Raw genomic sequence first — 21,586 nt, 5'->3', positions numbered from 1 at the left:
CGTTACGAGCCGTCAGCTGCCCGCGGGTTCGGCCTCCCACACGATGTCGACGTTCGACAGACCCAGCGTGTACAAGGTCATCGCGCTGGTCTGCTTGATCTCGTGATCCTTGCTGGTCGCCAGCCAGCCATAAACCTGAGCCGCGCCGCCACGCCAGGCATCGGAGACCACCGGGCGCGAACCGGTCAGGCCGTGGTGCATGTCGGCGTCGGTCAGGCAGGCGCCACCGGCGATCATCACGCTGCGCTTGCTCTCGTCGCCGCCCGGATGCAACGCGTGGGTGACGGTGTGGTCGTGATTGCTGGTGGCGCCGAAGCGGTGGTACTGGTAGTCGGCGTCCAGGGCGGTGCCGGCGCGCGCGCGTACGCCGATCGCATAGGCCTTGGCCGTGTGCGGGCAGGCCAGCACCAGATCGGTCGTTCGCACCACCACCTGGCATCGGCGCTCGATCGCGGCGGGCGGCTTGCCGTCCAACTGGGCGAAGCCGCAGGCCTTCAGCGCAGCCACCGAGAACACGTCGACCTCGCCGCCGCAGCCGGTCAGCAGGAAGTCGCCCGGCGGCTGCAGCGCGATCTCGTGCAGGGTCTGGTGCGCGGTCGCCTCCTTGACGAAGATCTGCACGTCCCAGACGTCGTCGGGGTCGTGCAAGGCCACGATGGTGAGCGCATGTCGGACCTTGGACACATGCTTGATGTCCTTCATGCGCGCACACCAGCTCCAACGCTGATCCGCGCCCTGCCCGCTGACTTTGGGATAGCTGGCGACGACGAAGTTGCCGGCCGCCTGGGTCACCGCGGACACGCCGCCGGCGAGGATCTTGTAGCCTTTGGGCAACGCGACTTCCTGGCCGAAGTGCTGCTCGGCCTGGTCCCAGCGGCGCTGGATCACCGTCAGCCGCATGGCCGGCGGCCGGGTCAGCGCCAGCAACGCCTCGGTCAGCGCGGCGGCGCTCGCCAGCGCCTTCGGCCGCATCGCCTCGCGCACCTTGGCGTCGGCGATCGAGGGGATGAACACCTCGTTGACCCAGGCCCGCTCCAACAGCTCGGCCATGGCCTTGCGATCGAAGCCCAGCGTCTTCGCCGACAGCAGGCCCACGATCTTCCACACCGGCTGTTCGTCGCTGCGGTCGATCACCTGCCAATGCGCGTTGGCCTTGACGCTGGTCAGCCACAGGTCGCTGGGCAGCTCCGGCAGGCCGCCGAACACGCTGGTCGCCACCGACACCTGCTGCTCCTTGACCACGCACGACATCGCGGTCGAGGTCGCGCGCGCGGAGCTGACGCCGCCGGCGTGCGCGCTCGACACCGAGCCCGCGCCGCTCAGGCCCACGTAGGACGCCGACGCCGAAACCGCCCAGTTGGTCGCTGTGGACAGGGCTTCGTCCAGGGTCCTCATCTGTTCGGAGGAACTGCAGCTGGCCTTGGCCACGTGCTTGTACCAGCCGCCCAGCACCGCGGTGCAGAACACATGGCTGCCGAAGCTGCGCAGGAACTCGGCCGCCGCCGCGGCCTTCTGTGCGGGCTGCGCGGCCTCGATCGCACGCAGGGCGTCCAGCGCGTCCTCGCTCAGCGCGAAGCGGTTGCTGGGCAGGGTCAGGGTCGCCTGCGGCGCCCATTGGTAGTGCACGCGCAACTTGGTCGCCTTCTGCGAGCGCTTCATCGCAGCCTCGTCCCGCTGGCGCTGGCCGGCGGTCGCGTACTGCACCATCAGGCTGGCCGCGCCGATGCCGGTACCCATGAACATCGCGCCGCGCGCGCTGTTGGCGGTGGCGTAGGAGCTGGCCGAGGTCTCGAACTGTTGCGAGGCCTCGCTGTAGGCGGCCTCGCTGCTAAACTCGAAATCCTGGGTCTGGATAGGCGCCGGCTTGCCGAGCAGCGCGGCCATGTCGAGCAGGTTGGAACCGCTGGCGCGCGCCAGACCGGCCGCGCTGGCGCAGTAGCCGCGCAGCAACTGGTTCTCCTCCAGCAGTTCGGCGGTGCTGCGCGGGCGCTGATCGAGGTAACCGTTGAGGCTGTCGGCGATCTTGCTCTGCAGACCCTCCTGGATGCGTTCCATCAGCGCGGTGGCGCTGGCGATGGTCGCGAAGCTGGTCTCGCCGCCCTTGAGCAGATCCTTGGCGTTGACCTTGGCCAGGATCCGATCGAGCTGTGCCTGAGCCTGCTTGGTCGCGGCCTCGCGGTCGGCGGCGGCCGCGTCGGCAGTCTCCTTGCGCAGCTTCTCGACCGCCTCGATCGCGTCGGCCAGCTGCTGCTTCTTCTGGTCGAAGTTCGCGCTGCCGGATTCCTCGGTCTCGCTGGCCAACTGGTCGATACGCGTCTGCACCTGTTTGGCGGTCAGCTTCTCGACGATGCCCGCCGCGATCCGCGCCGGCCCATCCGGATTGTCGCCGCGGATCTGCTGCGCCAATGCCTTGCGTTCGGCCGAATTGGCGCAGACCGCCTTGAGGAACTCCAGCGAATCGATGCCGTAGGCCTTGATGACCTTGATCTGGTTCTTCAGGCCCAGCGACTTGAGGTAATCCTCGAGCTGGGCTTCGTCGGTCTTCTTGGCGGGAGTGGGCATGGAAATCGCTCGATTCGTGACTGAAGCGGCGGTGCGCGATTACGCACCTCTTCAGTTACGAACGTCGCGCCGCCGCGGGCGTGAACCGCGACGATGCCCATAGCCATGCCGTCTTGGTGCAGCTGGTTCAGACGCCAAACTTCATCGGGCCGGAAGCGCTTGCGTGGCGACGACGGTGATGCCGCCATCCTTGTTGTAGAGATAGGCATAACCGCCCTCCTGCTTCCATACGCGACCGGGAAAAGTCAGGGTCGTTCCGCCTACCTGCAGGCGGGCCACCTCCTTGCCAGGGACCTGAGGCACCTCGAGCGTCTCGTCCTACACCATCGGCAGTAGCTGCTGCAGGCCCGATTCGAGCTGAGCGATGAATGAAGGTCATTGCAAGCGCCCAAGCGCCCGGCATTGCCCATAGGTGCAATACCCAAGCCCTGTCCCGCAGGTTCACCATCGTTCGATCCGGCTTTCGTTGTGATCGAACTGGCACCCTGGGGAGGGCTCTCATGTTTCGCAGCACGCTGAAGTTCGTTGGCTCCGGTCTTACCCGGTCGTGCGCCGCCGCGGCCCTGACATCCACCCTCATTCGCGCCCGCCTGTCCGGCTTGGCCCTGGCGGCGCTGCTGCCGGCGCTCGGCGGCGCGGCCCTGCTCGCACCCGCCACCGCACAAGCCCTGGATTGCGGCAGCAACAACGGCTACACCTGCCTGGGCACGGCCAGTCAGTACGCGGGCGGATTCAGCCCGGGCGTGGGCAGCGGCGGTTTCGGCGGCGGCAGCTGCGTCGCCACACGCACGCCGGTGGTGTTCATCGCCGGCAACGGCGACAGCGCGATCAGTTTCGACATGCCGCCCGCCGCCGTCGCCGGCTACACCACGCCGGCCAACTCGATCTACGACGAGCTCAAGGCGCGCGGCTACAACGACTGCGAGCTGTTCGGCGTGACCTATCTGGACGCGGACGAGCGCGCGACGCCGCAGTACAACTACCACGAGCCGGCCAAATACCAGATCCTCAAGACCTTCATCGACAAAGTGAAGGCCTACACCGGCCGCAGCCAGGTCGATATCGTCGCCCACTCGTTGGGCTCGTCGATGAGTCTGGCCATGCTGCGCTACTACGGTTATCAGGGCAGCGTGCGCCGCTTCGTGAACATCGGCGGAGGCTTGCGCGGCCTGCAGACCTGTCTGAGCACGGGCTACCAGTCGCCCTACGCGCCGACCTGCAACGCCGAGGCCTACGTCTTCCCTTACGACTACTACACCTTCGGCCTCTATCCCAGCAGCGGCGCCGTCTACTACGGCTACAACCGTTGGACCGGCAGTGGCAGCAACAGTCTGCGCGCGATGCCGACCCTGCTCAGCACGATTTCGTTCTACACCATCACCGGCGGCCTCTACGACCAGGTCCATTGCTTCACCACCAGCTACTCGGGTGGCTGCAGCTCCGGCGCCTTATTCAATGCAGCCAGCAACGTCAAAGCGCAGGTCGACATCGGCACCGGCAGCAGCGCCTATGCCTACGACTGGGACTGGTCGGACGGCAGCCCCTACAACGCCGGCGGCGGCGACACCAGCAGCGGCGTCGGCCACTTCCGCTCCAAGAGCAACGCGGGCCGGATCGTCTACAACATGCTGGCGACCACGTGCACCACGGGGTGCGCGAACGGCTATGTCGGCGTGAACGGGCCGTCGGTGAACCGCTAGCCCCGGGCAGCCCTGCAAGCGAGCGCGCACAAGGCGCGCTCGTACCCACGCTGTTCCTGCGCCGACGACCGCGAGCGGTCGATGCAACCGTGCGCGCTTTCTCCGTATCTGTATCGGTAACCGCACAGATACGAGCGGCCGGTCTTGCACCCGTCGCCTCAGTCCAGTACATCGTGCGGCCGCGCGTTCCGTTTCCACGCATGAGGCCCGCCTATGAAAACACTGTCGCTGCTGCTCGCCTTGTCGCTGCTCCTGAGCCCCGTCGCTCAGGCGGCCGAATGCAAGGACACCTCCAAGTACGCGGACGCCCGCCTCGTCATCCAGGACCTGGGCCGCATCCTCAACCCTGACGGCGTGCAGGAGGCCTACGCCGTGAAGGCCGGCGGCATCGAGCAATGGGTGAACGTGCGCGGCCAGGACAAGGCCAACCCCATGATCCTGTTCGTACACGGCGGACCCGCCTCGCCGTTGATTCCGGGCATGTGGCAGTTCCAGCGCCCGCTCGAGGAATACTTCACGGTGGTCAACTGGGACCAGCGCGGCGCCGGCAAGACCTACACCCAGCAAGACCCGAACGGTTACGCCGACACCCTGCACATCGAACGCTACGTCGACGACGCCATCGAGGTGGCCGAGCACCTGCGCAAGCGCTACGGCAAGCGCAAGCTGGTGCTGATGGGCCATAGCTGGGGCACGATCGTCGGCATGCAGGCGGCGTTGAAGCGACCGGACCTGTTCTACGCCTACATCGGCATCGGCCAGGTCATCAACGTACGCGAGAACGAGCGCATCAGCTTCGACCACGGCCTGCGCCAGGCCACCGCCGAGGGCAACCAGGAGGCGATCAAGGAAATGCAGGCTATCGCCCCCTACCCCGGCGACCAGCCCATCACCCGCGAACGCATCATCGCCGCACGCAAATGGGCCCAGCACTACGGCGGCCTGAGCGCCTATCGCGACAGCTCGCTGTACTACTACCGCGCGCCGCTGCTGTCGCCGGACTACGACGACTGCGACCGCGCCGCGGTGGACGAAGGCAACGTGTTCTCGCTGGGCCGCCTGCTGCCGGAGTTCCTGGCCGTGAACATGAGCGACGTGCGCGAATTCCCGATACCGGTGCTGATGTTCATGGGCCGCCACGACTACACCACGCCGTCGGAACCGACCGATGCCTGGCTATCGCGGATCAAGGCGCCCTATAAACAAGGGGTTTGGTTCGAACACTCCTCGCACATGGTGCCCTGGGAGGAGCCCGGCAAGCTGCTGACCAGCCTGCTCACCTACGTGCGGCCGCTGACCGACGAGGGCAGCGGCGGCAAACGATAGGCACGCCCCCAGACGTCGGGTGGCGTCAGAGCCACCCGACCAGATTCGAGCTATTGCCCGGCAGCGACCTGCGCAGGCTCTGTGGCCACGACGGTGACGCCGCCGTCCTTGTTGTAGAGATAAGCGTAGCCGCCCTCCTGCTTCCACAAGCGCCCCGGAAAGGTCTGCACCCCCTGCCCGATCTGCAGCATCGTTGTGTCCTTGCGCGAGACATTCGGTATATCCAGAGTCTCGTCCCACACCAACGGCAATAGATGCTGCAAACCCAACTCGACCTGTGCCAGGAACGCGGTACCGTCCTGCGCTGACCAATACGCCAGCGGGTCTACTCCCGTGGGCGACTGCGGCCCCACGTATCGCACGACACGACGGCCCTTTTCACGGATCGGCATGCGCACGCCGCCGCCGTGCTTATAGAACCGCAAATCCATCGCCAAAAACAGCTGACGATTGTCCCAGCTCAGCGTGACCAACTGTACAGCGGGCGTTCTCTGAACCGCGATCCCCATGCCGTCCTCGGGCTTGGTGAGGATGCGCGAGACGGCCCCCTGACTGAGGCTGTTGGAACGCACCGTTTGCGTGATCGTGTAGCCCTGCCCTCGAACCGCGCCTTCCAGTGCTGTGTCGATCAGCAGTCGCAGCCGATCGCCGCGCTCCATCGCTTGACGCAACGGAGCGATCGAGTCGTTGCGCTGCTCCTGCTTGCGCGCCTCGGCGATTCCGCCGCCTACCAGGCCGCCGCCGGCCAGCAGCGCCACTGCCACATCGTCCGCCAGACTGCCATCGGTCCAGACCGGATGTTCGTTCTCGGCCGGAAGACGCTCGAAGCCCAAGCGCATGCGCGCGCCGGAGACGGTGTCCATGGAATCGTCGAACATCAGTACCGCTGGTTTGTCCTGGCTCCAAGCCTGGCCCGACGACAGCGCCAGGAAAATCGCGAGCGCTCCTACTGCGCGATGCCGTTTGATGAGTGCCATGTAGCCCCCTGCTTCAGGCGCTCATCCTAAGCCGATGGGGCCTCCCCAGGAAGACGGACAATGTGTGCCCCGTGCATCCAGGACACGACGCAGCATGGATTGGCAACCTAAGCCGGTCAGCTACGATGCCGCCCCGGCGCGCGGCGCACGGCCCTCCGCGGTTGGCCTACGCTATGGCACGATGTCCTGAACGACGAATTTCAGGATCAAGCGACGATGGAACACGCTTTCGTAGCCCGCGTACGGCAGCGGCTGCGCCTTCAGCGTGGCGGCCATGATGGACTGCCTGCCGGCCGCGTCGTACTCGCAGTCCGACGCCACGTCCACGCTCGCGACGATGCCGCCGGGGAGCTGGCGCACGTCCAAAACGCAATGCTGACCGACGACCGCCGACTGCGGTCGCGTCCAACGCTTGAGGATGGCGCTTTGCACGGCGCGCGTGTATTCGTGCATCAGCGGATCGGGCGAGTCGGACGCGCGCTCCTGTGCGGAGACGACGCCCACGCTCAGCCCCAGCACGGCGACCAGCGCGAGCCGCCTCACGCCTTGCCCGCCGACGCAGGCCTGCGCCGAAAAATGACGTAGGGCCAAAAACCGCTGAACGCCAGCCCGGCCACCGTACCGAACAACGCCTTCAAGGCCGAGCGGACGTCGTTGGGGATCTTGAAGATCTGCAACTGCGGGTCGTACCAGGTCAGGTACAGCAGGCTCAGGCCGAAGATCAGCATCGGTCCGCCCAGGAACACCAGCGCGAACCAGCGCACGCCCGAACTCCTGCCGCCGTCGTGCAGCTTGCCGATGACGTCGGTGGTGGCGAAGCTGACCTGGAACGGATCGGAGGTGGAGCGTGCCGGTTCCATGGGCGCGGATGCGGGCGGCGCCACGGGTTGATTGAGATCGACTGCCTGCGCGGGCGGTGCGAGCAGTTCGTCCAGATTGGTGCGCGCCACCAGTTGTTGCAGCTTCGGATCCATTCGGCCTCCCCCAGGCCCACGGTCTGGCGCATTGATAGCAGAGCCCGCCGAGGCGCGTCCACTTCGGCCGCAAACCGCGTTGAAATCAGTCGCGAGGGCAAAAAGAAAGGCCGCTGGTCAGCGGCCCTTCGATCCAGTCCTCAAGCCGAATCGTGGGCGCCTGCGATCAGGGATGCGCCAGCGCGTAATCGATCGCCGCGCACACCGCGGTCGCCTGCGCCGTGTTGCACTGCTCGGGCGTGGCGCGCGGGCTGTCGGGATAGACCTCGGTGGTGGTGCGGTAGCGCGCGTCGGTGACGCCGGCGCACAGGCCCAGCGGGCGCAGCGCGTAGTTGATCACGCCCGGGGCGACCACGGCCGAGCCGATGATCTCGCCCTTGTCGTCGGCCGGCGCGATGTGGGTGACCTTGGCCACCGCCGCGATCACCGCCTGCTGGAACGCCGGCTGGGGCGCCTGCGCATCGTCGACCAGATAGAAGCCGTCGGGGATTTCGCCGGGTTCGAACGGCTTGCCGTCGCGCGCGGCCAGGGCCGGCCGGAATTCGGACTCGTCGCTGTCGGTGGTTTCGTGCAGATCGATATGCACCAGCACGCTGTCGCTCAGCGGCGCGACCAGACGCATCAGCGCGGCCGACTCCGGCGCCGGGCTGTCCTCGCGGAAGGAACGGTTCGGATCGATCGCCTGCGGATTCCAGCGGTGGATGCGCTCGTAGGCCCAAGGGCTGATGCAGGGCGCGATCAGCAGATTGGCGCGGCCGGCGTAGTCCGCCGCATGGCGGTCGACGAACTCCAGCGCGCCGTGCACGCCGCTGGTCTCGTAGCCGTGCACGCCGCCGGTCACCAGCACGGTGGGCAGGCCTTCCTGCCAGTCGCGGCTCTTGATCGCGAACAGCGGGTAGCTATCGGGCGCGTAGTCCAGGCGGCCGTATTCCAGCACGTCGAAACGCGAGCGCAGCGCATCGATCTTGCTCAGCACATCGTCCGCATAGCTGCGATGGCGAACCTGTCGCGAGCGCCACTGGGCGACTTCCGCGGCGCCCCAGGCCTGGCCGGGGGTACCGATGGGATAGAAGGCTGTGGCGGTCATCGCGTCGCTCGCTCCGAAGGCTGGCTGGGAAGGCCGACATTTTAGCATCGCGATTCCGCCGCTCAGCCTGTCGGCAACGGGCCGTTCGCGGCTCGCTCGATGCGTTTCGCGGCAGCCGTCGCACGCCTGGAACCGGGCCGGCTGCGGGAGGGCGGTCCGCTCCGCCTCGCCCGGTCGAAAAAAAGTTCGCCGGCCATGTCGATTTGGCCCGCCCTGGTTCGTCGTCTCAAGTAAGAGCGGCCGAATCGCCCACGATCTCGCACGCTCGCCCACCATCCAGGAGCCCACCCATGTCCTTCCAGGCCTATCTCGACAACATCCAGACCAAGACCGGCAAGAGCCCGGCCGACTTCCGTGCATTGGCCGCCAAGAAGGGCTATGCGGGTCCCAAGGGCTTGCTGCCGGGGGTCAAACCCGGCGACATCATCGCCTGGCTGAAGCAGGACTTCGACCTGGGGCATGGCCATTCGATGGCGATCGTGGCGCTGCTGAAGGGCATGAAGAAGGAAGGCGACAAATAGCCGCGAATAACGCTCCAAGCGGTGCATTCCAAAAATCCGTCATTCGCACAGTGCGCTTGAACGCAGCCCCCCCCGCTGGCGATCCAGCGATCTTTCACCTCGCCACGGCGGCCCCGAGCCCACCGTGGATCCCTCACCCTCACAGGAGTAAGCGATGAAGACTTATCTGGCGATCTTTACCGGATCCCCCGCCTCGATGGACGTTTGGAAAACATTGGACGAGGGCACGCGCGCGGCGCGCGAGCAAGCCGGCATGCAGGCCTGGCAGGAATGGGCGACCCGCAACGCCGACGCCATCGTCGATCATGGCGCACCACTGGGCAAAACCAAGCGCATCACCAGCGACGGCATTGCCGACATCCGCAACGCCATGGCCGCCTACACCGTGGTGCGCGCCGAGTCGCAGGACGACGCCGCCAAGCTGTTCGAGAACCATCCGCACTTCGCGATCTTCCCCGGCGACGGCGTCGAGGTCATGGAGTGCCTGCCGATTCCAGGCATGTAATCCAGTTCCACCCCCACGCATCGCGGACTGCGCGGGCGCCCCTGGGCGTCTACGCGCAGTCGGTGGTGCGCCAGCATTTCTTAGGCGCCGATTGCGCAGACCGTCAGCACGCATTCTGTGAACCGGTCTTCGTGCGCAGGGTGAGGCCGCCGCGCATTCGACTCGGCGGCGTCATTTTCGACTGCGGAAATTGGCTGTCCGATCCTGATACTTTGGTCTGAATTGCGGCCGCGCAACTGCCCTGAATAGCTATAAAAATCATACGCCTAGGGAAAACACTCAGGAAGAACACCGGTCCATTTCGGCTTGACAGTCCGGGCGGGCATTCCTAGCGTCGATCCCATCCGCCGGACGCGGACCGACTCGCTCCAGCCCGCTGGCACAGCCGCAGGCAAGCGTTCGCGCAGTACTCCACAGGACCCCCAAGACCATTGGCTCGACGCCGCTCGGGAGCTTTATGACGGGCCCATGTTCTCCGATTGGAAAACAGGTTTCGCATCCGCCGTAGCCGGCCCCTGCCGCCTCGCACCGCCCCGTCCGCCCGCCTACACGCACGAAGGAGCCACGACATGCCGCTACGCACCGCCGCAACCCGCGCCCACCGCCTCTCCGGTTTGCTGCTGTCGCTCGCCGTCCTGGGCGCCAGCCTGGGCGCTCACGCGCAAGCCCCGGTCGTGACGCTGCGCACTTACATCGTGGCCGGGCAATCCAATGCCGAAGGCTTCGGCATCCGCAACATCGCCCTCTCCGCGAAGAACAACACCGACCAGGACCGCTACATCAACAGCGTCGTTCCCAAGCAGGACCTGTACACCATCGGCTTCGGCACTTGGGACAGCACCACCGACCAGGCGCTGATCTACAAAGCCCACCCCTCCACCGGCGTCGCGCCGGGGTGGGATGCCATGCGCCCCCACTACGGCTACTACTACGAGCAATACCTGCACCACAACAACATGTTCGGTCCGGAACTGGCCATCGGTCGCGAAGTCTCCACCCATCTGGGCGAGCGGATCGCGATCATCAAGTACACCCTCGGCGGCTCGCCCATCTCGATGTGGGACCCGGACGATCCGGCTCAGAATCTTTACGACCACCTGCTGGCGGCGGTTAACAACGGCAAACATGCGATCGCCCCCGCCAACATCGCCCTGGATATCCAGGGGGTGTTCTGGATGCAGGGCGAGGCCGATTCGATCGACCAGGCGCGCGCGCAGGCCTACGAAGCGAATCTCAAGAAGTTCGTCGCCGCCTTGCGACGGGACCTCAACAAGCCGCAGTTGGACGTCTACGTCGCCACCATCAAGGACACGCCGTACCTGACGTATCGGCAGCAGATCTGGAACGCGCAACAGACGGTGGCCGACGCAGATCCGAACGTCTATCTGGTCCACGGCCGGGACCTGGAGACCTACACCAGCGATCCCATCCACTACACCGCCCGCGGCCAAGTCTCGTTGGGCCAGCGCTTCGCCTTGCAAGCGCTGTACGACGTCTGGGGACTGGGCCAAGTCGCCTGGTAAATGCATCCGCGCCGCCTTGGCCCGAAACGCGATCCATCTCGCAACGGGCTCGGCGCGGTCCGGGGCCTCTGCAACGAGGCCCATCCGATCACCGGCAGTTTCCGTAGCGCACGCACTTCACCCTCGGGGGGCTCCCTATGTTCCATCCCAACACGCCAAGCAGCATCCGCCGCGCCTGCAGCCTGCTGCTGGTGCTATTCGTGCTGTGCGCCAGTCTGGCCGCGCAAGCGCAAACCCGAACCATCCGCGCCTACATCGTCGCCGGGCAATCCAACTCCGAAGGCGGCGGCACCCGCAAGAACCCCGGCGGCCGGAATCCCGAACAGGATCTCAACACCATCGGCTACAGCCATTGGTACGCCGACTTCCCGCAGGCCTTGATCTATAAGGGCCATACCGACACGGGCGTCGGCCCCGGTTGGGACAACATGCGCCCGGCCTACGGCGGCGGCTACGACCAAGCAAGGCATCTGAACAACCAGTTCGGCCCCGAACTCGCGATCGGGCACGAAGTCGCCACGCATTTGAACGAGCAGATCGCGATCATCAAATACGGCCAGGGCGGCACCTCGCTGGCGCAGTTCTGGAACCCCGACGACCCGGCGATCAACTGCTACGACAAGCTGATCGCGACCATCGAAAACGCCAAGCAGGCGATCGCGCCCGCCGGCATTACCCTGGACATCCAGGGCGTGTTCTGGACGCAGGGCGAAAGCGACTCGTGGAGCCTGGCCGATTCGCAGAACTACAAAGCCAATCTCGAACGCCTGATCGCCGCGCTCAGGACCCGGCTCAACAAGCCGAACCTGGCGTTCCACATCGCCACCCTGAAGGATCTGCCGCTATGGACGCATCGGCAGCTCATCTGGGATGCGCAACAGGCCGTGGCCGACGCCGATCCGAACGCCTATCTGGTCCACGGCAAAGACCTGGAAACCTATAACGACGACATCGCCCACTACACCGCCAGGGGCGAAGTCACCCTGGGCCAGCGTTTCGCGCGGCAGGCCCTGTACGCGGCCTGGGGCAAGGGCCAGGTCAAGACGCTGCGTGCCTACATCGTGGCCGGACAATCCAATGCCGAGGGTGTCGGCATCAGCAGAAACGCCGCGGCTTATGGCCTGAATCCGAAGCAGGATTTGTACACCATCGGATTCGGCCACTACGACACCACCTACAGCCAGACCCTAATCTACAAAGGCCATCCGGACAGCGGTGTCGGCCAACGCCTGGACGTGATGCGCGCGACCTACGGCCTCGGGCACGAAAGCAATCCGCTCAACTATCACCTGTTCGGCCCCGAGCTGGGCATCGCGCGCAGCATGGCCCACTACCTCGAAGAACAGATCGTACTGATCAAGCAATCCAAGGGCAGCACCACCCTGGCGGTGGACTGGAACCCCGCCGATCCGGGCACCAACCAGTACGACCACTTGCTGGTCGCCATCGCCAACGCGACCGCCGCCGCCCAGGCCGCCGGTGTCGAACTGGATATCCAGGGCGTGTTCTGGATGCAGGGCGAAAGCGACTCCATCGCCTTGCCGTATGCGCAGGCCTACGAGGCGAATCTCAAACAGTTCATCGCGACCTTGAGGACGCAACTGGGCAAGCCGCAACTGCCGTTCCACCTTGCCACCATCCGCGATACGCCGCATTGGACCTACCGTCAGATGATCTGGAATGCGCAGCAGGCCGTCGCCGACGCCGACCCCAACGTCAATTGGGTCAGCGGTCGCGATCTGCAGGCCTACGACAACGACCCCGCGCATTACACCGCGGCAGGTCAGGTCACGCTGGGCAATCGCTTTGCGCTGCAAGGGCTCTACACCGCCTGGGGCCTGGGCCAGGTCCCCTGGTAAGGCCGGCTCGCCACTTCGCCCCCGGCGTCGGACGCTAGCCGATCGTAATGGCCGGCTAGCGTCCGCGCCCCAAAGAGGACAACCCGCATGTCGCACTCCAGCTCTCGCAAGCGCATCCGTCGCTGTGTCGGTCTCATGCTCGCCCTGTGCGTGTTCGGTGGTAGTTCCAGCGCGCAGGCCCAGCAAGCCCCGATGCCGACCCTGCGCACCTACATCGTCGCCGGACAGTCCAATGCCGAAGGCACCGGCGTTCGCAGAAACAACCCGGCCAACGGCCTGAATCCGCAACAAGACCTCTACACCATCGGCTTCGGCCATTGGGACAGCGACTACAACCAGGCCTTGATCTACAAGGGCCATCCGGACAGCGGCGTCGGCCCGGGTTGGGATGCGATGCGCCCCGCCTACGGCAGCGGATACGAACATTCGCTCTACCGCAATAACATGTTCGGGCCCGAACTGGGAATCGGCCGCGAGATCGCCGCGCACCTGAAGGAGCCGATCGCGATCATCAAGTACAGCAAGGGCGGGACTTTGCTCGCGGTGGATTGGGACCCGACCGATCCCGGCATCAACCGTTACGACTATCTAATCAACACCATCAACCATGCCACCCAAGCCATGGCCGCAGGCGGCATCGCGCTGGATATCCAGGGCGTGTTCTGGATGCAGGGCGAAAGCGATTCGGGCGACATCAAGTACGCCCAGCACTACCAGGCCAATCTAGAACGCCTGATCGCGACCTTGAGGACCCAGCTCAACAAGCCGAATCTGGATTTCTACGTCGCCACCATCCGCGACACGCCGGTCTGGACCTATCGCCAGCACATCTGGAACGCGCAGCAAGCCGTTGCCGACGCCGATCCGAATGTCTACCTGGTCAACGGCCGCGACCTGGAGGCCTACAACAACGACCCCATGCATTACACCGCCCGGGGCCAGGTCACCTTGGGCCAGCGTTTCGCCTTGCAGGCGCTGTACGACGCGTGGGGCTTGGGGCAGTTCTGAATTCCGACGAAGCGTCTGAGCCGCAAAGCCAGCTGCGATGGCTTGCTTTGCGGACTCAACCGCTACGGATACGACATAACCGTCGCCGTAGCGGTCCCCGGCCTCGATCGCGACACCGCTTTGAGGGTCACGAATGCGCCTAACCGCGCGGCTCGATGGCAAGGCCGCACGCCAGGCCCTCCGCGGCGATGGGCGATGCGGATCTCCGCTGTAGATGCCCTTCGCCCCAAACCCGCACGCCCTCGATAAGCGGCAGCAGCGTCTGGCCGTACGCGGTGAGTTGATAGATCACTGGCGCGGGTGGCGTGCCGGTCGGAGTGCGCTCCACGATGCCGTCGGCCTCGAGTTCGCGCAGTTGCTGCGCCAGCACCTTGTGCGAGATCGGCGCGACCCGGCGCGTCAGGCCGGCGAAATGCAGTTCGCCGTGGGCCAGCCAGTACAGAATCGTCAGCTTCCATTTGCCGCCGATGGCGGCGAACGCCGCCGCGAGCGGACAGCCTTCCAGCGGATTGGGCCGGGCACGGTTACCTGCAGGTGCGTTCTTGTTCATGGCCGCCTCGCGCTCGCAATCTGTGCGCCATCATGCGAAACGGAGCCCCGCGATGCAAAACGCCCTGCGACACTGGCGCCACGGCGCCTGCCTGCTGGCCCTGCTGGCGATGACGGCGTCCGCGCAACCGCCGCAGGCCGCAACCGCGCAGCGCGATGGTCAACACGATTTCGACTGGGAGTTGGGCACCTGGAAGACCCAGGTGCGCCGGCTGACGCGCCCCTTATCGGGATCGCAGGACTGGGTGGAGTACACGGGCACCAGCGTGGTGAGCGGCGTGCTGGACGATCGCGCCAACCTGGTCGAGCTGCGCATCGAAGGCCCCAGCGGCCGCATCCACGGCACCAGCCTGCGCCTGTACAACCCGCAGACGCGGCAGTGGAACATCAACTACGCCAGCGCCGGCAACGGCATGCTGACCCGTCCGCTGTACGGCGGATTCCAGAACGGGCGCGGCGAGTTCTACGGCCCGGAGGACCTGGATGGCCGCGCGATCCTGGTGCGCTTCGTGATCTCCGACATCACGCCCGATTCGGCGCGCTTCGAGCAGGCCTACTCCGGCGACGGCGGCCGGACCTGGGAAACCAACTGGATCGCCATCGACACGCGCATCCGCGCGTCCCCATGAAGACGGCCCCCACGCCGCTGGGACGCGGATAGCGGCGTCGACGAACTCGTCCTGGCTCACAAGGGCGTTGGCGCGCGGTACGATCCGCAGCTCCAAGCCGCACTGCTCCCGATCGCTCCGGATGCATGCGCTCACCATCGCGCCCTCCGAGATGCCGCCCGCCGTGTCCCATTACTCAGGTCCCCTGCTCACCCGCCCCGTCGCCGATGCTTTGCTGGCCGCACGCGACGCCAAGGCCGGCGCGTGGACCGGCTCGCTGGATCTGGGTCGATCGAACCAGGAGACGCGGCTGGAAGCGGACGCCTGGCACTGGCGCGACCAGGCCTATCCCTACCCGGATACGCTCAAGGACCGCACCATCTACTACTGGGACGGCGAGGACTACGCGGCGGTATCGCGCTACGCCGGCTCGCTGATCAAGCTGGTGCCGACCGAATGGGGCGCGCCTACTTTCGAGATCGACGGCATCAAGATGCTGCCCACCGCGAAGACCTCGCCTGTTGACGACGCGCAGCGCAAGGTCGCGCTGGTCGAACCGCGCGGCAAAGCGGTGCTGGATACCTGCGGCGGCCTGGGCTACTTCGCCGCCTGCTGCCTGGAGGCCGGCGCCGCGCGCATCCAGTCCTTCGAGAAGAACGAGAGCGTGCTGTGGCTACGCACGCTCAACCCCTGGTCGCCCGATCCCGACGCGCCCAGCAGCGGCGGCCGTCTGCAGCTCACCCATGCCGACGTGTCGAAAGCGATCGCGCAGATCGGCGACGCCTCGGTGGACGCTTTGCTCCACGATCCGCCGCGCTTCGGCATCGCCGGCGAGTTGTACTCGCAAACTTTCTACGACCACCTCGCGCGCGTGCTGCGCCGCGGGGGCCGTCTGTTCCACTACACCGGCAGTCCGAACAAGCTCACCAGCGGCCGCGACGTGCCGCGCGAAGTCGCCAAGCGCCTGGACAAGGCGGGCTTCAAGGCGCAGCTGGCGCTGGATGGGGTGTTGGCGACCAAGCGCTGAGCCTGACGACGGCGCGAACATCGCGCGCGCGATCGCAGCCCCTCAGACAAGACAGCCGCCCGAAGGCGGCCGTCTTAAAGCGATTCGTCGGCGCCGCGGCGCCGGCCGTTCAATCAGTGGTCGACAACAGCCCCGGCAGGACCCGCTCCAGCGCCACCCTCACTTGCGCCACGCTCAGATCCGGCTGCGCGATCGAACGCATCGCCAGGCCCTCGATCAAAGACTGCAGGATCAACACCCGGGTTTCGACCTCGCACTCGGGCACGCCCAGGCCGCCCTGCTCGCAGCTGCGCGCGAACCACGCCGCCAGATCGGCGCGGAACACCTTGTCGGAGGCATGCGTGGCCGCGGCGATCTCGGGATCGCGCGTGGCCTCGGCGGTAAGCTCCAGAAACAGCGCCGCGTTGGTGATGCTGGGATCGTTGGCCTGCCACTGCTGAAACACTTCGGCGATGCCGCCGACCAGGTCGCTGCTCGCATGCAGCTTGGCCACATCGGCCCTGGCCTCTTCGAGCTGACGCTCGATGATGGCCAGGATGATGTCGTTCTTGGCCTTGAAGTAGCGATAGATCAGGCCGGCGCTCATGCCGGCCGTCTCGGCGATGTTGGCCATGCTCGCGGCATGAAAGCCATGCATCACGAAGCATTTCTGCGCGGCGACCAGTATCCGCTCGCGCTGCGCCAGCGCGCGCTCCTCGGCTTTGACGGTACGCTTGGGAGTGCTCATTGGCTGCGCTCGTTCCAGCCACCTCCAAGGACTTTGTAGAGCGTCACCCGATTGACCTGTTCGCTCAAGCGCGTGCTTACCAGGCCCTGCTGCGCGCCGTACAGCGTGCGCTGAGCATCGAGCTGATTGAGGTAGCTGTCGCGACCGGCCTTGTAGCGCGCGGTCGAGAGCTGGTCCGCGCGCGCCGCGGCTTCCACCAGCGCCTGCTGCGCCTCGCGCTGTTGGGCCAGGGTCTGGGTCAGCGCCAGCGCGTCGGCGACGTCGCGGAAACCGGCTTGGATCGCCTTCTCGTACTGCGCCAGGGCGATCTGCTGATCGGCCTTCGCCGAATCCAGGCCCGCGCGCAGCTTGCCGCCCTGGAAGATCGGGATATTGACCACCGGGTTGACCGACCAGGCGCGCGTGTTGGCATCGAACAGCCCCGACAGCTCGGTGCTGGCGCTGCCGAACAAGCCGGTCAGGCTGATCGACGGGAAGAACGCCGCCCGTGCGGCGCCGATGTTGGCGTTGGCCGCGCGCAGCGTGTGCTCGGCCTGCAGCACGTCGGGACGGCGCAACAGCACCTCCGACGGCAGACCGGACGGCAGGGCCGCGATGCCGCTCACCTCATCGCTCAAGCGCTGCGGCAGCAACGACGGATCGACCGGCTCGCCGACCAGCAGATTCAGCGCGTTGATGTCCTGGGCCACCTGCCCCGCATAGCGCGCCGCGTCTGCGCGCGCCTGCTCGACCTGGGTGCGCGCCTGGCTGACTTCCAGGCCCGACACCGCGCCCAGCTCGCGCCGCTTCACGGTCAGGTCGTAGGCCGACTGCTGGTTCTTCAAGGTCGCTTCGGACACCGACTGCAGCTCGCGGTCGGCAGCCAGGGTCAGGTAAGCGTTGGCGACCTCAGCGATCAGGCTCAGCTGCGCGCCGCGGCGCGCCTCCTCCTCGGCGAAGTAGCGCTGCAACGCCGACTGGCTCAGGTTGCGCACGCGACCGAACAGATCCAGTTCGAAGTTTGTGATGCCCACCCCGGCGGTGTACTGATCGCTGACCGCCTGATTGTCGCCACCGGTGCGCTGTAGCTGCGCACTGACGCCGACCGCCGGGACGCGGTCGGCGCGCTGGATGCGGTACTGCGCGCGCGCCTTCTCCACGTTCAGCACGGCCACGCGCAGATCGCGGTTGTTCTCCAGCGCGCGACCGATCAGGGTCTGCAGGTTCTGGTCGACGAAGAAGTCGCGCCAGCCGATGTCGGCCACCGCGGCGGTGGAGACCGCCTCGGTGGCCTCGCCCGCCAGCGCGGCGCCGGCGAAAGCCTGGGTGGTCGGCGGCAACGGCCACTCGCCCGGGATCGCCGCGTCGGCGACCGGCAGTTTCGGCGCCAGGCTCACGCAGCCGGCGGTCGCCAGCGTAATCGCCAGCGCCAGCGCATGGATCGACAGTTTATTCATGGCTCTGCACTCCTTCCGTAGCCTGCGCAGCGGGCGCGTGCTTCTTCCTCACGAACAATTTCTCGACCACCACGAAGAACAGCGGGACGAAGAAGATGCCCAGGAAGGTGCCCACCACCATGCCGCCGAGCACGCCGGTACCGATCGCGCGCTGCGCGCCGGAACCCGCGCCGGTGGCCAGGGCCAGCGGCAACACGCCGAGGCCGAAGGCCAGCGAGGTCATGATGATCGGGCGCAGACGGTCGCGCACCGCGGCCAGGGTGGCGCCGATCAGATCCATGCCGTTCTTCAGATTCTCCTTGGCGAACTCGACGATCAGGATCGCGTTCTTGCTCGACAAGCCCACGGTAGTGAGCATCGCCACCTGGAAGTAGACGTCGCGCTCCATGCCGCGCAGCCACGTGGCCAGCACCGTACCCAGGATGCCCATCGGCGCGATCAGCAGCACCGAGGTCGGGATCGCCCAACTCTCGTACATCGCCGCCAGACACAGGAACACGATCAGCAACGACAGCGTGTACAGCAGCGGCGTCTGCGCGCCGGCCTGGCGTTCCTGGAACGACAGCCCCGTCCATTCCAGGCCGATGCCCGCCGGCAGCTGAGCCACCAGCTTCTCGACCTCGGCCATGGCCTGGCCCGAGCTCACGCCCGGTTTGGCTTCGCCGTTGATTTCCAGCGCCGATACGCCGTTGTAACGCTCCAGTCGCGGCGACCCGTATTCCCAGCGCGTGGTCGCGAACGCCGAGAACGGCACCATCTCACCCTTGTCGTTGCGCACGTACCAGCGGTTGAAGTCGCTGGGTACCATGCGGAACGGCGCGTCGGCCTGGATGTAGACGCGCTTGACCCGGCCGCGGTCGACGAAATCGTCGATGTACTGACCGCCCCAGGCCGCCTGCAGGGTGGAGTTGATGTCGGCGATGTTCAGACCCAGCGCCGAAGCCTTCTGGTTGTCGACGTCGACGCGGAACTGCGGCGTGTCTTCCATGCCGTTCGGTCGCACGTTCTGCATCGCCTCGTTTTGTGCGGCCATGCCGAGGAACTGGTTGCGCGCGGCGACCAGGGCGTCGTGGCCCAAACCGGCGTTGTCCTTCAGGTAAAACACGAAGCCGTTGGAGTTGCCCAGTTCGAACACCGCCGGCGGCGCCAGCGCGAACACGAACGCGTCCTTGATCTGCATGAAGCTGCCCATCGCACGCCCGACCACGCCGTTGACGCTGTTGTCCGGCATCGGGGTCTTGCCGAAGCTGGTCAGCCAGCGCCAGCGGTCGCCCCAGGTGGCCGCACGCTCTTCCCACGGCTTGAGCTGCGAGAACGCCATGCCGGCGTTCTGGCCGTTACCGGCGAAGCTGAAGCCTTGCACGGTGAACAGCGAATCCACGGCCTTGTCGGACAGGAACTGCTCCTCGACCTTCTTGAGCACCTCGCCGGTGCGCTCCTGAGTCGCGCCGACCGGCGCCTGCACGATGGTGAACAGGAAGCCCTGATCCTCCTGCGGCAGGAACGAGGACGGCAGGCGGAAGAACATCACGCCCATCAGCACCGCCATCGCGACGAATACCATCATGAAGCGGCCCGAACGGGTGACGATGCCGCGCACCACGCCCTGGTACTTGCTGTTGCCGGCGTCGAACTTCTTGTTGAACCAGCCGAAGAAGCCCTTGTCGGACGCGTGCTGACCCTTCGCGATGGGCTTGAGCATGGTCGCGCACAGCGCCGGGGTCAGCACGATCGCGACCAGCACCGATAGCGCCATCGCCGAAACGATGGTCACCGAGAACTGACGATAGATGACGCCGGTGGCGCCGCCCAGGAACGCCATGGGCACGAACACCGCCGACAGCACCAGGCCGATGCCGATCAGGGCGCCGGTGATCTGGTCCATCGATTTGCGCGTGGCTTCGACCGGCGACAGCCCTTCCTCGCTCATCACGCGCTCGACGTTCTCGACCACGACGATGGCGTCGTCCACCAGCAAACCGATCGCCAGCACCACCGCGAACATGGTCAGCATATTGACCGAGTAGCCGAACAGCGCCAGCAGGCCGAAGGTGCCCAGCAGCACCACCGGCACCGCGATCGTCGGGATCAGGGTGGCGCGGAAGTTCTGCAGGAACAGGTACATCACCAGGAACACCAGCACGATCGCTTCGAGCAGGGTCTTGATCACTTCCTCGATCGCCACGCGCACGAACGGCGTGGTGTCGAACGGCGTCACCGCCTTCAAGCCCTTGGGGAACGAGGGCTTGAGCTGCTCCAGTTCGGCCTGCACCGCCTGCGCGGTGGCCAGCGCGTTGGCACCGGTCGCCAGAGAGATCGCGATGCCGGTGGCCGGCTTGCCGTTGAAGCGGGCGATGGTGCTGTAGTCCTCCTGGCCCAGTTCGACGCGCGCGACGTCGCGCAGCTTCAGCACCGCGCCGCTGCTATTGGAACGCACCACGATGTTCTGGAACTGTTCGGCGGTCTGCAGGCGGTCCTGCGCGGTGATGGTGGCGTTGAGCTGCTGGCCCTTCACCGACGGCGTGCCGCCGAGCTGGCCGACCGCGACCTGCGCGTTCTGCGCCCGCAGGGCGGTGATGACGTCGGTCGGGGTCAGCTTGTAGGTGTTGAGCTTGTCCGGATCCAGCCAGATGCGCATCGCGTACTTGGTGCCGAACAGCTGGGTGCTGCCGACGCCGTCGACGCGCGCCAGCGGATCGACCAGATTGGCGGCCACGTAGTCGGCGATGTCGGCGCCGTTCATGCTGCCGTCCTCGGACACGAAGCCGATGACCTGCAGGAACGACGAGTTCGCCTTGGACACGCTCACGCCCTGCTGCTGCACGATCTGCGGCAGCAAGGGCGTGGCCAGCTGCAGCTTGTTCTGCACCTGCACCTGGGCGATGTCGGGGTCGACGCCGCTTTCGAAGGTCAGGGTCACGCCGGACTGACCGTCGGACGAACTGGTCGCCGACATGTACATCAGGCCGTCGATGCCCTTCATGTTCTGCTCGATGATCTGGGTCACCGAGTTTTCGACGGCCTTGGCGGAAGCACCGGGGTAGGACGCGTTCACCGATACGGTCGGCGGCGCGATGGTCGGGTACTGCGAGATCGGCAGCTGGGTGATCGCGATCGCGCCCCCCAACATGATGATGATCGCCAGGACCCAGGCAAAGATCGGGCGATCGATAAAGAACCGTGCCATGAATTTCTCC

18 protein-coding genes are annotated in these 21,586 nt (G+C 66.2%); 9 read left to right on the top strand and 9 right to left on the bottom strand.

Annotated elements, in window-relative coordinates:
• Positions 1–12 precede the first annotated feature (12 nt).
• The gene (locus ASD69_RS03375) at positions 13–2,562 is read right to left on the bottom strand and encodes an MAC/perforin domain-containing protein (protein ID WP_056174043.1); all 2,550 of its coding nucleotides are present in this window, start codon (positions 2,560–2,562) and stop codon (positions 13–15) included.
• A 500-nt stretch (positions 2,563–3,062) separates the two neighbouring features.
• Here ASD69_RS03375 and ASD69_RS03370 point away from each other — a divergent pair, with 500 nt between their 5' ends.
• The gene (locus tag ASD69_RS03370; protein WP_162250606.1) at positions 3,063–4,262 is read left to right on the top strand and encodes a lipase; all 1,200 of its coding nucleotides are present in this window, start codon (positions 3,063–3,065) and stop codon (positions 4,260–4,262) included.
• A gap of 213 nt (positions 4,263–4,475) precedes the next feature.
• Complete coding sequence (locus ASD69_RS03365; protein ID WP_056174039.1) at positions 4,476–5,588, top strand: alpha/beta hydrolase; 1,113 nt, start codon at positions 4,476–4,478, stop codon at positions 5,586–5,588.
• Positions 5,589–5,638: 50 nt separating this feature from the next.
• On the opposite strand, the gene ASD69_RS03360 is transcribed toward ASD69_RS03365, so the two are convergent.
• From ASD69_RS03360 to ASD69_RS03345, 4 genes are all read right to left on the bottom strand, one after another.
• Positions 5,639–6,565: a hypothetical protein gene (locus tag ASD69_RS03360; protein WP_056174036.1), complete on the bottom strand. Its 927-nt coding sequence runs from the start codon at positions 6,563–6,565 to the stop codon at positions 5,639–5,641.
• Between the two features lie 171 nt (positions 6,566–6,736).
• Entirely contained in the window at positions 6,737–7,108 is a 372-nt protein-coding gene (locus ASD69_RS03355; RefSeq protein WP_056174034.1) for a cell envelope integrity protein TolA, read from the bottom strand.
• Positions 7,105–7,539: a hypothetical protein gene (locus ASD69_RS03350; protein WP_056174031.1), complete on the bottom strand. Its 435-nt coding sequence runs from the start codon at positions 7,537–7,539 to the stop codon at positions 7,105–7,107. The genes ASD69_RS03355 and ASD69_RS03350 overlap by 4 nt, the downstream gene beginning before the upstream one ends.
• Positions 7,540–7,705: 166 nt before the next feature.
• Positions 7,706–8,626, bottom strand: coding sequence for a M14 family metallocarboxypeptidase (locus tag ASD69_RS03345; protein ID WP_056174029.1), 921 nt, complete (start codon positions 8,624–8,626; stop codon positions 7,706–7,708).
• 290 nt (positions 8,627–8,916) lie between these two features.
• Between ASD69_RS03345 and ASD69_RS03340 the strand changes: the two genes are divergently transcribed.
• The 5 genes from ASD69_RS03340 to ASD69_RS03320 all read left to right on the top strand — a co-directional run bounded on the left by ASD69_RS03340 (position 8,917) and on the right by ASD69_RS03320 (position 14,042).
• Complete coding sequence (locus tag ASD69_RS03340) at positions 8,917–9,147, top strand: DUF4287 domain-containing protein (protein WP_056174026.1); 231 nt, start codon at positions 8,917–8,919, stop codon at positions 9,145–9,147.
• 154 nt (positions 9,148–9,301) lie between these two features.
• Positions 9,302–9,652 (top strand): hypothetical protein, encoded by a 351-nt coding sequence (locus ASD69_RS03335; RefSeq protein ID WP_056174023.1) that lies wholly within the window; start codon positions 9,302–9,304, stop codon positions 9,650–9,652.
• A 569-nt stretch (positions 9,653–10,221) separates the two neighbouring features.
• Positions 10,222–11,175, top strand: a complete 954-nt coding sequence (locus tag ASD69_RS03330) for a sialate O-acetylesterase (protein WP_082576240.1) — start codon at positions 10,222–10,224, stop codon at positions 11,173–11,175.
• A gap of 137 nt (positions 11,176–11,312) precedes the next feature.
• Positions 11,313–13,034 carry a sialate O-acetylesterase gene (locus ASD69_RS03325; RefSeq protein ID WP_056174019.1) on the top strand — a complete coding sequence of 574 codons (1,722 nt, stop codon included), beginning with the start codon at positions 11,313–11,315 and terminating at the stop codon, positions 13,032–13,034.
• An 87-nt stretch (positions 13,035–13,121) separates the two neighbouring features.
• Complete coding sequence (locus tag ASD69_RS03320) at positions 13,122–14,042, top strand: sialate O-acetylesterase (RefSeq protein WP_082576239.1); 921 nt, start codon at positions 13,122–13,124, stop codon at positions 14,040–14,042.
• 139 nt (positions 14,043–14,181) lie between these two features.
• Here ASD69_RS03320 and ASD69_RS03315 read toward each other — a convergent pair whose 3' ends face one another.
• Positions 14,182–14,592: a helix-turn-helix domain-containing protein gene (locus ASD69_RS03315; RefSeq protein ID WP_056174013.1), complete on the bottom strand. Its 411-nt coding sequence runs from the start codon at positions 14,590–14,592 to the stop codon at positions 14,182–14,184.
• Between the two features lie 52 nt (positions 14,593–14,644).
• On the opposite strand from ASD69_RS03315, the gene ASD69_RS03310 reads away from it, so the two are divergent.
• A complete protein-coding gene (locus ASD69_RS03310) occupies positions 14,645–15,220 on the top strand; it encodes a hypothetical protein (RefSeq protein ID WP_056174010.1) in 576 nt (191 codons plus the stop codon).
• 163 nt (positions 15,221–15,383) lie between these two features.
• Positions 15,384–16,226: an MnmC family methyltransferase gene (locus tag ASD69_RS03305; protein ID WP_056176478.1), complete on the top strand. Its 843-nt coding sequence runs from the start codon at positions 15,384–15,386 to the stop codon at positions 16,224–16,226.
• A 109-nt stretch (positions 16,227–16,335) separates the two neighbouring features.
• Here ASD69_RS03305 and ASD69_RS03300 read toward each other — a convergent pair whose 3' ends face one another.
• The 3 genes from ASD69_RS03300 to ASD69_RS03290 are packed head-to-tail and all read right to left on the bottom strand — an operon-like array spanning position 16,336 to position 21,576.
• Positions 16,336–16,953 carry a TetR/AcrR family transcriptional regulator gene (locus ASD69_RS03300; RefSeq protein ID WP_056174008.1) on the bottom strand — a complete coding sequence of 206 codons (618 nt, stop codon included), beginning with the start codon at positions 16,951–16,953 and terminating at the stop codon, positions 16,336–16,338.
• Positions 16,950–18,389, bottom strand: a complete 1,440-nt coding sequence (locus ASD69_RS03295) for an efflux transporter outer membrane subunit (protein ID WP_056174005.1) — start codon at positions 18,387–18,389, stop codon at positions 16,950–16,952. The genes ASD69_RS03300 and ASD69_RS03295 overlap by 4 nt, the downstream gene beginning before the upstream one ends.
• Complete coding sequence (locus tag ASD69_RS03290; RefSeq protein ID WP_056174002.1) at positions 18,382–21,576, bottom strand: efflux RND transporter permease subunit; 3,195 nt, start codon at positions 21,574–21,576, stop codon at positions 18,382–18,384. Before ASD69_RS03290 ends, ASD69_RS03295 begins: the two co-directional genes overlap by 8 nt.
• Positions 21,577–21,586: the final 10 nt, after the last annotated feature.

It is taken from the genome of Lysobacter sp. Root604 (assembly GCF_001427505.1).
GTDB lineage: Bacteria > Pseudomonadota > Gammaproteobacteria > Xanthomonadales > Xanthomonadaceae > Lysobacter.
The sequence above is the reverse complement of the archived record's forward strand: the minus strand, read 5'-3'. Positions and strand labels throughout refer to the sequence as shown.

Bases quoted from the DNA above. Each gene is read 5' to 3' on its own strand.
- ASD69_RS03375 (WP_056174043.1), bottom strand. From the start codon at position 2,562: ATGCCCACTCCCGCCAAGAAGACCGACGAAGCCCAGCTCGAGGATTAC.
- ASD69_RS03370 (WP_162250606.1), top strand. From the start codon at position 3,063: ATGTTTCGCAGCACGCTGAAGTTCGTTGGCTCCGGTCTTACCCGGTCG.
- ASD69_RS03365 (WP_056174039.1), top strand. From the start codon at position 4,476: ATGAAAACACTGTCGCTGCTGCTCGCCTTGTCGCTGCTCCTGAGCCCC.
- ASD69_RS03360 (WP_056174036.1), bottom strand. From the start codon at position 6,565: ATGGCACTCATCAAACGGCATCGCGCAGTAGGAGCGCTCGCGATTTTC.
- ASD69_RS03350 (WP_056174031.1), bottom strand. From the start codon at position 7,539: ATGGATCCGAAGCTGCAACAACTGGTGGCGCGCACCAATCTGGACGAA.
- ASD69_RS03345 (WP_056174029.1), bottom strand. From the start codon at position 8,626: ATGACCGCCACAGCCTTCTATCCCATCGGTACCCCCGGCCAGGCCTGG.
- ASD69_RS03340 (WP_056174026.1), top strand. From the start codon at position 8,917: ATGTCCTTCCAGGCCTATCTCGACAACATCCAGACCAAGACCGGCAAG.
- ASD69_RS03335 (WP_056174023.1), top strand. From the start codon at position 9,302: ATGAAGACTTATCTGGCGATCTTTACCGGATCCCCCGCCTCGATGGAC.
- ASD69_RS03330 (WP_082576240.1), top strand. From the start codon at position 10,222: ATGCCGCTACGCACCGCCGCAACCCGCGCCCACCGCCTCTCCGGTTTG.
- ASD69_RS03325 (WP_056174019.1), top strand. From the start codon at position 11,313: ATGTTCCATCCCAACACGCCAAGCAGCATCCGCCGCGCCTGCAGCCTG.
- ASD69_RS03320 (WP_082576239.1), top strand. From the start codon at position 13,122: ATGTCGCACTCCAGCTCTCGCAAGCGCATCCGTCGCTGTGTCGGTCTC.
- ASD69_RS03315 (WP_056174013.1), bottom strand. From the start codon at position 14,592: ATGAACAAGAACGCACCTGCAGGTAACCGTGCCCGGCCCAATCCGCTG.
- ASD69_RS03310 (WP_056174010.1), top strand. From the start codon at position 14,645: ATGCAAAACGCCCTGCGACACTGGCGCCACGGCGCCTGCCTGCTGGCC.
- ASD69_RS03300 (WP_056174008.1), bottom strand. From the start codon at position 16,953: ATGAGCACTCCCAAGCGTACCGTCAAAGCCGAGGAGCGCGCGCTGGCG.
- ASD69_RS03295 (WP_056174005.1), bottom strand. From the start codon at position 18,389: ATGAATAAACTGTCGATCCATGCGCTGGCGCTGGCGATTACGCTGGCG.
- ASD69_RS03290 (WP_056174002.1), bottom strand. From the start codon at position 21,576: ATGGCACGGTTCTTTATCGATCGCCCGATCTTTGCCTGGGTCCTGGCG.